This is a genomic window from Enterococcus sp. AMC1252 (assembly GCF_058216515.1).
Genome location: NZ_CM177097.1, coordinates 3,130,715 through 3,142,699, shown reverse-complemented (window position 1 = coordinate 3,142,699; position 11,985 = coordinate 3,130,715). Strand labels below are relative to the sequence as shown.

Genomic DNA, 11,985 nt, shown 5'->3' with positions numbered 1-11,985 from the left:
GTCTGTATGGATAAAAAAATTTATTTCGTTGAACACGACCAATTAAATACTAAAGAAAAAAGAGGGATTTTTCGTTTGCTATTGGTTTCTTTTTCAGCAAAGTTCGCTTGTTTTCATTTAACTTCAAAAGAGAAGCTGGATGTTTTGCTTTATTTTGAGCAAAATTACTCTTCAAAAAATAAGCAGTCAGTTGATTATATCGTGAAAGATAAAGATGAAATAATCGGTGTTTTAACTGGTTCAAGAAAAAGTACAACGTCAAAAAAACTTAGTTACCCTTTTGAATTATCTAAAAGATATGGTTTTTTGACTATTTTAAAATATGTGTTCTTACTGAGTGCTTTAGAGTATTGTCCAAGAGAAAATGAGGAGTATATAGAAAATATCGCTGTTCATGAAAGTTACCGAAAGCAAGGGATTGCCAAAGCATTGATCTTAGCTGCACAGACCAAAGTAAAAAATGGAAATCGGTTATCTTTAATCGTTTCGATGAAAAATAAACAAGCTTTGAATTTGTACGTAGCTTGTGGTTTTTCAATTGTTAAAAAGAAAAGAAACTTTATGCTGGGGCTTTTAGCCAATGAGCCAGATTGGTATTTTATGGAATGGAGTAGAGAAAATGAACTATTGTAGAAAGAGCCTGTTTTTTTTGCTTGGTTTGATTGTTATTTTGGGTATCTTCGTTTGGTATGAACATACTTATGAGATGATTGAAGAGCGTAAGTGGATCTCGATAGATCAAGGCAAGTTATCTGCTGTATTGACACGGCCAGTAAAAAATCAATCGAAAGGAATCGTTGTGTTGATCCATGGGGATGCGCCAGTTGATGCTACTAATGAGGGCGGATACAGACCGATGATGGAACAATTTGCTAAAGCCGGTTTTACTACCATTTCCTGGGCAAAACCAGGAGTTGCTGGATCGACTGGAAATTGGCTGCTTCAATCCATGGATGATCGAGCTGATGAAGTCACAGAGGTGATTCGTTGGGCAATGGGACAGCCGGAATTAAATACAGAAAAAATCATTTTATGGGGAGTCAGCCAAGGTGGATGGGTCGTTCCAAAAGTTGCGGCTCAAAAGAAAGTGCCGATTACAAAAGCAATCTTGGTTTCTCCAGCAGTTAATTGGCTGAACCAAAATACGTATTATACAACTCAAAAATTAAAACAAGAAGGCAAAACACAAAAACAAATCAAACAAGGGCTGCAAAAAGAAGAACAAATTATTGCGCTATTGAAAAAGAATAGTTCTTACAAAGAATATTTAGCTAATACACCTGAACAACAACCAATGTCCAAAGATCGTTGGAATTTTGTCAAAAAAAATATAGACTCAGATGTCCAATTAGATCTGGAAAACATGGATATTCCTGTTGATTTATTACTGGCTGATCATGATCAAAATATTGATACTAAAGAGACTAAAAAAACATATCTGAAAAAATTATCTAAAGAATTATTGACAGTTTCTACTATTAAAAATGCGGCTCATAGCATGATGTATTCAAATATTTCTCAGTCTGAGTGGTTAACGGCTCTGGCTTATTTAGTGGCTCCCAAAGATTTTTTAGTCAATAAAGATTTTTTACACCAATGCTATTTGTCTGTAGCTGGATATTGATAAGAGCAAAATTGAGTTTACGATAAGTGTCTGTAAATGAACAGGAAACGTAGATAGTTAAAGTTTTTAGTACTAATTTTATAACAATAGCTATTGAATTTGAGATGATCGAAGCGTAGCGGCTACTCACGTTTTTACAGAATATACAGATCCTCTGTGATTGAGATGTGACTTAAAGAGTTACGTCTCAATCATTTTCTTTTTCTAAAAATAAAATTACCATAGTATTTTTCCTACTTTTTTATTATTATTATAAAGAGATAGAGACTATTAAAGGAGAAGGAACGATGAGCGAAGAGCTGACGTATAGTTATGCTACAACAATATTAGAAAGAATTCAGTGTTGGAAAGACTTAAATATAGAAACTAATGCTTATTTAAAACAATGGCAAGCACGTAAAAGCTTATTGAACATGACGGATTATAAAAAAATGTTTCAAAATTATCACTTGAATGAGCAAGCGTTTAGCATCGGACTGCTACCATTTACTGAAGAACGAGCGAAGTTATTGTTGCCGACAGTTGAAAATAGTGAATGGTTCCAATTACACAGGGGCTTATTTTTAGCCGAGATACCCATAAAAGAAATGTCTTTAAAAGCTGCATTGCGTTTCCATCTACATTATTATGAGAAACATATCCGAAATGTGTCAGAAAGATTTCCGTTGATTCATATATCAGAAAAAGAAATAGCGGAGTTAGTCGATCAATTATCAGATGAATTCTTTTTTATTGCTCAAAAAACGCTGGTTTGGGATGTTCACCAAATGATTGAAGAATATCAGCTGAAAGCTGAGTCAAAAGAAGAAGAGTTCACTAAGTATATTGAAGAGTTTCTCGGTGATAAACAGCGAACTTACCTTTTCTTTGGCGAGTACCCTACGCTGGCAAGACTTCTTTCGGTCAGATTAACATTTGCGTGTGAGGTGATTGAGGAGTTTGTCTCTGACTTAACTATTTCTGTAGAACAATTGGCTGAGACTTTTGCTATCTCAACACCAATGAACCTCACTAAAATAGAGCTAGGACAAGGGGACAGTCACGATCGTGGGAAAACAGTGATTCAGTTCCAGGTACAGGAAAAATCACTGATCTTTAAATTTAAGAATCTAGAAATAGGGGAGCGTTTCAACAGCTTATTGAACTATCTCGAAGGGCTAAATTCAGCCTTGGATTTCTATAAAATCAAGAGAATTACTCAACCAACATTTTCTATTGAGGAAAAAGTTGTGTATCGAGAATGCAAAGATGAAAGCGAAGTCACTGAATTTTATCAAAAATATGGCCAATTATTAGCAATTGTTTACTGGTTAGGCGCAACGGATTTACATATGGAAAATTTGATTGCTAGCGGTCCGTATCCTGTTTTGATTGATGTAGAGACCTTGATTCGTCCGGAAATGTTTAAGCTGACTAAAAAATTATCAAGACAAACACGAATAGAAAAGCATTCTGTCATTGTTTCAGGTTTGTTGCCACAAAAAAAACAATGGAAACGTGAACTAGAAATGGATGCATTATCTGGTACTAAACAAAAGCTACCAAAAAAAGTTAGAAGGCTAAGGAATGATCATTCTAGTGATATCAGTTTTCAATTGGAAGAAGCTTATATGGATGGGGCACAAAATATTCCGCGATTAGCAGGTAAAGAAGTGGATTATCTAGTTTACCGTCATGTAATTGAGACAACATTTAAAGAGATGAATCAGCTAATATTAAAGAATAAGCCTGAATTTATTGATAAAGTCAAAGAGTTATTTTCAGGAACCACGATTCGATTGATTTATAGAGACACACAAGACTATGGAAATTTATTGAATTTTACCTTGCACACAGAAAGCATGTCCAATTATAGTGATCGGGAAAAAATCATTGAAAATTTATGGGCTAGCCAAATTATTCCAGAAGCGTTGATTCCTTTTGAAGTTCAAGCAATGATGGAACATGATGTTCCTCTGTTCACTGCAAACACGTCTTTAACTAACGTCTATACTAATAATTGCGAATTATCTCATATGCTAGCAAAAACTCCATTACAAGATACTGTGGAGCATATGGAGCATATAACAGAGAAAACGAGTCAATTTTCCTATCTCTTATTAAAAGAAAGTTTAGGGACTCTAGAATATAGTACGCGGGAAATAGTAATTCCTAAAAAAAACAGTTCAATTGAGCAACCATTATTACAAAAAGCAGCTGATATTGGAGATGAGATTCTTGAACAGATTGTGGTGAACCAAGAGCTAGGTGAGCTTGATTTTATGAATGTACTTCCAGAACTGGGAGCTGAGATAGGGATTGTTTATCCAGACACAGATCTGTACGAAGGGAGTGCAGGAGTCTATCTATTTTTCGTCTATTTGAATTATTTTGTTCCCAAAAAGAGTTATCAAGTAGTGATTGCTTTATTGGAAAAAGAAATTTTTCAAACGGAGCAGGAAGAAACTAGTTACGAGAGTGCTTTTTTTAATGAAGGAATGCGCGTAACGGTTGCGTTCTATGTGGTGAGACTACTTAATGATGCAAAACATCGTTCTTATCTGGAAAACAGTTTGCAGGCTTTAAAAGTGAGTCAAATAGCAGAGGAAAATCAATTGAATGAATGGTTGTATGGCAAAGCTAGTTTATTAGCAGTTTTAGCGGCTGTATACCAAACTTTCCACAATAAAGAAGCTTATGAACTACTTTTATACTATGCACAAGCAGTGACGTGCCAAGAAATGGAAGATAATAGTTTTGCTCATGGGTATGGAGGCGTATGTTATGGTTTAAGTCAGGCAAATCAGATCCTAAAAGAAACGAATATTAAAGAAAAACTTGAATGGTATCAAGAAAGATTTGAAAAAAATCTAGAAAAAGATGAAGGGTTAAATAATTCTTGGTGTCGAGGGAAAACAGGAATCGAAGAAGTTTGCCGATTGTTGAATAGTACATTACCTAAAGAAAAATGTGATACACTAGCTGAACTGAATAAAGAAGACGATTGTTTATGTCATGGCACGTATGGAAATAAGGATAATTATTTAGGTGATATTAATTTATTATTGAATAGCGTTATTAAACTAAAATCTGATCCGTCAAGTGTACCAGTTAGTCTGTTCTGTGGGTTAGCTGGAGTGGGTTATCAGATGTTAAGAGCGTACGAACCGTTCGCTGTTCAATCCTTGTTATTTATAAAGTGAAACAATCTGAAAAAAGAACTTTACTTATGTGGGAGAACGCTTTATAATCTAAGTATTAACACAAGGGGGAGAAATATTATCATGAGAAAATTATCGATTGAAAAAATGGAAGCAGCAAAAGATTTGAAAAAAGTAGATGCAGTTGTAGGAGCTTCATTTGAAAGAAGTAAAAATTCTGAGGACACTGTGGATAGATCAGAAACGATCGTTGCAAATACATTAGGTGGGTTCTCTCGTATTATTTGTATTCCATAAAAATTGGTATATCTAAAACAAAAAGGAGACTATTTGTAAAAAAGTCTCCTTTTTGTTTTAAGTTAAATTGTTTTCTTTAAAATAAAAATGGATATTGCTTCTGTTCCAGAGATAAGTAAAACAACAAAATTTAAAATCCAAGAATATGCAACTGTATTGTATACAGCAAGATCATAAAAGAAGTTATTTAAAATAATCAAAAGAATCATTGTAAGCAAAAATGCAATGAAGCTTGCTGTAGAGAGAATCTTCTTCCCACGCTCATCCTTGCCTTCTTTACTAAAGAAAAAGTAAATAGAATAAACAATAAATACAATGGATAGGGCAAATATTAATAAACTACTCCAATGATTTACAGGCAAGTTATCAAAAAAAGATTTAAGTGATTCAGTCATAATTTATCCTTTCCTTCCGTTAGTCGGTTTCTTCGTTTGTTTGCTCGTCTTCTGTTAATTTTTTGAAAGTGAAGATTTGTTCAATCGGCACTTCGAAAACGTCCGCTATGTCGTGAGCCAGTAAAAGGGAAGGATTGTACCTATTTCTTTCTAACTGGATAATAGTTTGTCTAGATACTCCCACCTTGTCAGCAAGTTCCTGTTGGGTCATGCGTTTCATGGCTCTGTAGACGTGAATGGAACTCTCGAAAGATGAGTTCTTCTTTTTTGGCAATGCAAATCCCTCCAATAGTCTAATTTATGTATTAAATAAAAAGCGCATAGTCAATATACCATATCTTACTTTCACTTACAAATATCTTGCAGGTATAATATAAAGAAAAAAGCCAAGCTTCTCGACTAGCTTGGCTCTTGTTTCCGGAAGGAATCAGAGTATTGAATGATTTTTTTTTTACTTTTCGTTATATATGCAAAGTAATTAGTTGAATTTCTTGTTCATAAACCAAATCTTGTCTTCATTACATTTTCTACATTTCTTTAATTAAATTTTTTTTAATCAAACTATCTTTATACGTGTTTTTTACTTTATTTGGATTGATTTTCCAATTTTTTACACATATTCACTATTTGTAAAGATGTTTTTATGATTCTTATACTCTACATATATGTTTTTGATGAAAGGTGAATCGTGTTCTGCTAACAATTTTGTGTTTACTTATTCATGCTTCGAGAAATTCTTCAATACAACTGATATATCCTCCTTCCTTCTACAATTATAATAGCATAAAAGGTAAGCGTTTTCAAGTTTAATGACTTTTGATTAAGTATCGGTTTGAAGTTGATAATTAGTTTGTGGATTAAGAAAGAGTGAAAAGAAAAAATGAAAAATTAGCCATATTTATTGAAGTTTGAAAAAAAAACATGGTATAGTGAATATAGATACTATATTAATAGAAGGAAAAAATTAGGAATGGGGGGATAGGATGGAAGCATACACACAACCTATCGAGACAATTATCAAAGAAGTGAATACAAATAAAGAACAAGGATTAACGGAACAAGAGGTAAAAAAGCGGTTGGCTGAACAGGGTGCCAATGCCTTTCAAGAAGCAAAAAAAGATTCTGTAGTAAAAAAGTTTCTTCATAGTTTATCTGATTTCACAACAATGATTTTATTGGTTGCGGCAGCCATTTCATTTTACACAGCGATTGCGACAGATCATGGAGATTATTTTGAAGGGATTTTGATTATCGCAATTGTGATAATCAATGCAGTACTTGCAATCGTCCAAGAAGGAAATGCTGAAAAATCGTTAGCTGCACTGCAAAACATGAATAAACAAAGCAGTTCCGTTTTACGTGATGGTAAAGTTGAGACCATCGATGCAGAAGATGTTGTTGTTGGAGATATATTAGTGTTAGAGTCAGGATCGATGATTACAGCAGATGCTCGTTTGATCCAAGCGTCACAACTTAGAGTAGAAGAGTCTGCCCTTACTGGGGAAAGCGAACCAATTGAAAAAAATTCGGAGTACATAGTGAAACAAGATGCACCGATTGGCGATCAGATCAATATGGTCTTTAAAGGTTGTACTGTATCAAATGGTCGTGGTAGAGCGATTGTTACAGCAACCGGCATGCAAAGTGAGATGGGTAAAATTGCTGGTTTGTTAAATGATGACGTGACACAACAGACACCATTACAAAAACGGTTGAATCAATTAGGCAAACGTATTAGTTTAATTGCTTTAGGTGCGGCTGCTTTAGTATTTATTATTGGTGAATTACAAGGTGAACCGATGCTCGAAATGTTTATGACAGCAGTATCACTTGCTGTCGCTGCGGTTCCTGAAACATTGATGGTAATCGTTACATTGACGCTTGCTTATGGTGTCCAAAAAATGGCTAAAAAGCACGCCATCATTCGTCGTTTACCGGCTGTTGAAACACTAGGAACGGCTAATGTTATTTGTTCTGATAAAACTGGGACTTTAACACAAAATAAAATGCGGGTCAGACGTGTTTGGTCTCGTGGAGATGAAGTAACCGACACTGAAGATGCGATGACAGATGAAGCAATGGAAGTATTAAAAATGGCCTCTCTTTGTACTGACGTTATCGTAGATAAAGATGGAGACGATCTAGTTATCCAAGGTAATCCCACAGAAGCAGCCATTGTACGTGCAGTGGAGGAAAACTATCATACAAAAGCGGAACTAGAAGAAAAATACCCAAGAATTGGTGAAATTCCTTTTGATTCCGAGCGTAAAATGATGACGACCGTCCACAAAATGGGGAAGAAGTATATTTCTGTGACGAAAGGAGCCTTTGATGTCTTGTTGACTCGTTTCCGATTTGGAGATGTTGAACAAGCAGCAGTAGTAAATGATCGCTTTGGAAAACGTGCTTTACGCGTGATTGCAGTTGGTTATGCTATCTATGATGAAGAACCCGCAGACATCACCTCAGAGGCTTTAGAGAAGAATCTACGCCTGTTAGGATTGATTGGCATGATTGATCCGCCAAGACCAGAAAGTAAAGGAGCTATCGCTCGAGCGAAAAAAGCTGGAATCAAGACTGTTATGATTACTGGAGATCATGTGGTAACAGCAGGTGCAATTGCGAAAGAATTAGGTATATTAGCGGATAAAAGTGAAGCTTTGACAGGATCTGAGCTGCAAAAAATGTCTGATGAAGAATTAGATTCACGAGTGAAATCATTATCTGTCTATGCGCGTGTAACACCAGAAGATAAGATTCGTATTGTTAAATCATGGCAGCGAACAGGAGCCGTTGTTGCTATGACAGGCGATGGAGTCAATGATGCTCCTGCTTTAAAGGCGAGTGATGTTGGCTGTGCTATGGGAATCACTGGAACCGATGTAGCTCAAGGTGCGGCAGATATGATTTTGACTGATGATAATTTTGCAACGATCGTTGATGCAGTAGCCCAAGGTCGTGCAGTGTATCGAAACATTCGTAAAGCGGTAAACTTCTTATTAAGCTGTAATATTTCTGAGATATTCATTGTCTTGATTGCCATGCTTTTAGGCTGGGGTGCACCGTTCACGGCTGTTCAATTATTATTCGTAAATGTTGTAGCAGATGGTCTTCCGGGCTTTGCATTAGGGAAAGAACCTGCTGAAAAAGGAATTATGGATGAAGCGCCGATTCCTAGAAATGAAGGGATTTTTGCACGTGGATTGTGGCAAAAAATTGGAATCAACGCTTTTGTTTTCACTGTCATTACTTTGTTTGGCTTTTATTTGGGTGCAAATGTTGATTCAGTTTCCTACTTTTTTGAAGCAAGTCATGAAATTGGTCAAACGGTAGCATTCTTGATTTTAGCCTACTCGTCAATTTTACATGTATTCAATGTTAGAAGCACAGAATCAATATTTAGAGTAAAATTATCGACGAACAAATCACTTTTTGAAATGGCTGTGTTAGCAGTGATTATCACGTCTGTTATTGCTTTATTACCATTCACACAAGAGTTGTTCGGATTAGTTCCGATTGGAATCAATCATTGGTTACTAGTAATGGGGTTATCGATCGTACCGATTTTTGTAAATGAAATGATTAAGTTCCATTACTCACCAGAAGAAGACGAAGAATAGAAATGGACTAAACGAAACGCTTGAGGGATTGATTTCTTAACGGAAACCAACCACTCAAGCGTTCTTTTTATAAAAATCTAATTGTGTGAAAGATTACTTTGAAAATACTATTGAAATTATTTACATAAAAGGCTTGCTAAAATGTTAAAGGAGTATTATAGTTGTTATCGAAATCAGTTGTTTTATTTTTTTGCTGATCTTTTTTTAAAATTAATTATAAATCGTAACCGATATTTTTATTTGGGCATTCAAATAAGAATCTTAGGGGAGTAGCAGCATAGTATATCTATGTTTTTAGATCAACAGCAAGTGTGATAACACTGGTCTAAGAATGAAATTGCGAGACCTAAGTGTAAGGGCCAAGTGTCGTTTCACTTAGGTCTCTTGTTTTACTTAAAAATTGGGTTTAGGGTGACATGGGAGAGGAGTTAGATGAGATGATGAACTCTCTTACTTCAGTCAGAGCTGAATGAGCCCACTACGCTTTTAGCATTATCTAGCTTTATGGGCTAGCTCTTCGGAAAAAAGATAAAATCAGTCTGTGACAAAAGATGTCACAAACAGATTTTCCTATTTTTCAGTCAGAGCTGAACGAGCCCACTACGCTTTTAAATTTAGGAGGAGAATCTTGTGGTAGAGAAGTCAAAAATTTCCCATCATCAGAAATTGACCGCTGCTGGTCTTTTAGTAGCAATGGGTGTCGTTTATGGAGATATCGGAACAAGCCCGCTTTATGTAATGAAAGCGATCGTTGGAGATAATGGAGGTCTTCAAAATGTTTCAGAGAATTTCATTATTGGTGCGGTATCGTTGATTTTTTGGACATTGACAATTTTAACAACGATCAAATATGTTGTGATTGCTTTGAATGCGGACAACCACGGTGAAGGTGGGATTTTTTCTTTATACACTCTTGTACGTAAAAAAGGAAAATACTTGATCATCCCAGCGATGATCGGTGGGGCAGCATTGTTAGCGGATGGTGTGTTGACGCCAGCAGTAACAGTTACAACAGCGATTGAAGGGTTACGGGGGATTCCGGTTTTCTTTGATCGATTTGGTAGTGACCAAAATATTATTGTTATGATTACTTTAGCTATCATTCTTATTTTATTTTCTGTTCAACGTTTTGGGACAGATGCGGTAGGAAAAGCGTTTGGACCAATCATGTTTGCTTGGTTTACATTTCTAGGTGTGATGGGTTTAATCAATTTTGGACAAGACTGGACAGTTCTGCGTGCGCTGAATCCGTATTATGCGATCCATCTGTTACTTAGTCCCGAAAACAAATTAGGAATTTTTGTTTTAGGGAATGTCTTTTTAGCAACTACTGGTGCAGAAGCTTTGTATTCTGACTTAGGTCACGTTGGTAAACATAATATTCGTGCTAGTTGGCCGTATATCAAAATTTGTTTGATTCTCAATTATTTAGGACAAGCGGCTTGGATTTTGAGTGCAAAAAATGATCCGTCTATTTTAGCAATTGAAAACCTAAACCCATTTTTCCAAATGATGCCAAATAGCATTATGTTAATCGGGGTTGTTTTCGCTACAGTTGCGGCAGTAATTGCTTCTCAAGCGTTGATTTCCGGCTCATTTACACTAGTGTCCGAAGCAATCAAATTAAAGTTATTACCAAGATTGAAGATTATTTATCCAGGTGCGAACATTGGCCAAATGTATATTCCAGCAGTCAACATGATGTTGTGGATCGTGTGTTCACTGATTGTAATCACGTTTAGAACGTCTACACATATGGAAGCAGCATATGGTCTTTCAATCACTGTGACAATGCTGATGACAACGATTTTATTGATGTTTTATCTATTACAAAAGGGCGCACCAAAATGGGTTGCGTATCTTGTTACTTTGTTTTTTGGTAGTATCGAATCGATATTCTTTGTCTCAAGTATTGCAAAATTCTTCCATGGCGGTTATGTTGCAGTAGGGATTGCCTTGTTGATCTTGTCTGTTATGACGATTTGGGAGTGGGGGAATATCATCAAAGAGAAAACATCTGATACGGTTCCACTTAACCAATATGTAGAACAGTTAAGGATGCTAAAAGATGATACGACTGTTCCAAAATCTCAAACCAATGTTGTGTTTATGACACCAGATACGATTGGAGACGAGATTGGGCGTCAAATTATTTATTCAATCTTAGATAAACAACCTAAACGGGCGAACGTTTACTGGTTTGTCAATGTTGAAGTAACTGACGAACCATTTACAAAAGAATATTCTGTAGATATGATGGGCACAGATTTTATTGTTCAAGTCCAACTATATCTTGGTTTCCATGTAGCACAAGAAGTAAACGTCTATATCCGCCAAATCGTTTATGATTTAATGAAAGAAGGACGTCTGCCTAAACAACCGCAGAAATATTCATTGACACCTGGGCGTGAAGTAGGCGATTTCCAATTTATTATCATCCGTGAAGAGTTATCAAAAGTAACGGAATTGAAGAAATGGGATCGTCAGATTATGCAACTTAAATTAGCAATCAAAAAAAGAACAACAACTCCAGAAAACTGGTTTGGCTTAGAATATAGTGAAGTGAAATATGAATCTGTTCCGTTGATTATTGGTGATACAAGAAAGACACGATTAAGAGAACGAAAAGTTTTATCTTAAAAATGAAGCATACTAAGACCAGAGGGGGAAACTTATCAATTGATGAGTTTCCCCCTCTGGTTTTTAGATTCATAAATTAAGAAGTGAAAGGAAAAGCAATCAAAAAAACTGGTTTGGGCAACGCCTTTACAAATCAAAAGGCAACCTCTATCCAAAAAGGATGAGGTTGCGACCGTAGTTTATGGTAAACAAATTACTAAAATGCTTCTATGTGTATGAGTGAGAGCGAAACAAAGTGCAACTATGCATACAAGATATCTGTATACAAA

At 35.7% G+C, this 11,985-nt stretch carries 8 protein-coding genes; 6 read left to right on the top strand and 2 right to left on the bottom strand.

Annotated features, from left to right (window positions below; genetic code table 11):
• Positions 1-6 precede the first annotated feature (6 nt).
• From AC4BB5_RS14830 to AC4BB5_RS14815, 4 genes are all read left to right on the top strand, one after another.
• Positions 7-633, top strand: coding sequence for a GNAT family N-acetyltransferase (locus AC4BB5_RS14830; protein WP_490456871.1), 627 nt, complete (start codon positions 7-9; stop codon positions 631-633).
• The gene (locus AC4BB5_RS14825; protein WP_490456870.1) at positions 620-1,624 is read left to right on the top strand and encodes an alpha/beta hydrolase; all 1,005 of its coding nucleotides are present in this window, start codon (positions 620-622) and stop codon (positions 1,622-1,624) included. Before AC4BB5_RS14830 ends, AC4BB5_RS14825 begins: the two co-directional genes overlap by 14 nt.
• 287 nt (positions 1,625-1,911) lie before the next feature.
• Complete coding sequence (gene lanM, locus AC4BB5_RS14820) at positions 1,912-4,806, top strand: type 2 lanthipeptide synthetase LanM (protein ID WP_490456869.1); 2,895 nt, start codon at positions 1,912-1,914, stop codon at positions 4,804-4,806.
• Between the two features lie 81 nt (positions 4,807-4,887).
• Positions 4,888-5,061, top strand: coding sequence for a hypothetical protein (locus AC4BB5_RS14815; RefSeq protein ID WP_490456868.1), 174 nt, complete (start codon positions 4,888-4,890; stop codon positions 5,059-5,061).
• 62 nt (positions 5,062-5,123) lie between these two features.
• On the opposite strand, the gene AC4BB5_RS14810 is transcribed toward AC4BB5_RS14815, so the two are convergent.
• Both AC4BB5_RS14810 and AC4BB5_RS14805 read right to left on the bottom strand, forming a co-directional pair.
• Positions 5,124-5,456 carry a hypothetical protein gene (locus tag AC4BB5_RS14810; RefSeq protein ID WP_490456867.1) on the bottom strand — a complete coding sequence of 111 codons (333 nt, stop codon included), beginning with the start codon at positions 5,454-5,456 and terminating at the stop codon, positions 5,124-5,126.
• 19 nt (positions 5,457-5,475) lie between these two features.
• Positions 5,476-5,730, bottom strand: coding sequence for a helix-turn-helix transcriptional regulator (locus AC4BB5_RS14805; protein WP_010762625.1), 255 nt, complete (start codon positions 5,728-5,730; stop codon positions 5,476-5,478).
• A 709-nt stretch (positions 5,731-6,439) separates the two neighbouring features.
• On the opposite strand from AC4BB5_RS14805, the gene AC4BB5_RS14800 reads away from it, so the two are divergent.
• The gene (locus AC4BB5_RS14800; protein ID WP_490456866.1) at positions 6,440-9,076 is read left to right on the top strand and encodes a cation-translocating P-type ATPase; all 2,637 of its coding nucleotides are present in this window, start codon (positions 6,440-6,442) and stop codon (positions 9,074-9,076) included.
• A 630-nt stretch (positions 9,077-9,706) separates the two neighbouring features.
• Positions 9,707-11,716: a KUP/HAK/KT family potassium transporter gene (locus AC4BB5_RS14795; protein ID WP_490456865.1), complete on the top strand. Its 2,010-nt coding sequence runs from the start codon at positions 9,707-9,709 to the stop codon at positions 11,714-11,716.
• Positions 11,717-11,985 lie beyond the last annotated feature (269 nt).

Coding starts and splice junctions, on each gene's coding strand:
- AC4BB5_RS14830 (WP_490456871.1), top strand. CDS start 7: ATGGATAAAAAAATTTATTTCGTTGAACACGACCAATTAAATACTAAA.
- AC4BB5_RS14825 (WP_490456870.1), top strand. CDS start 620: ATGAACTATTGTAGAAAGAGCCTGTTTTTTTTGCTTGGTTTGATTGTT.
- lanM (WP_490456869.1), top strand. CDS start 1,912: ATGAGCGAAGAGCTGACGTATAGTTATGCTACAACAATATTAGAAAGA.
- AC4BB5_RS14815 (WP_490456868.1), top strand. CDS start 4,888: ATGAGAAAATTATCGATTGAAAAAATGGAAGCAGCAAAAGATTTGAAA.
- AC4BB5_RS14810 (WP_490456867.1), bottom strand. CDS start 5,456: ATGACTGAATCACTTAAATCTTTTTTTGATAACTTGCCTGTAAATCAT.
- AC4BB5_RS14800 (WP_490456866.1), top strand. CDS start 6,440: ATGGAAGCATACACACAACCTATCGAGACAATTATCAAAGAAGTGAAT.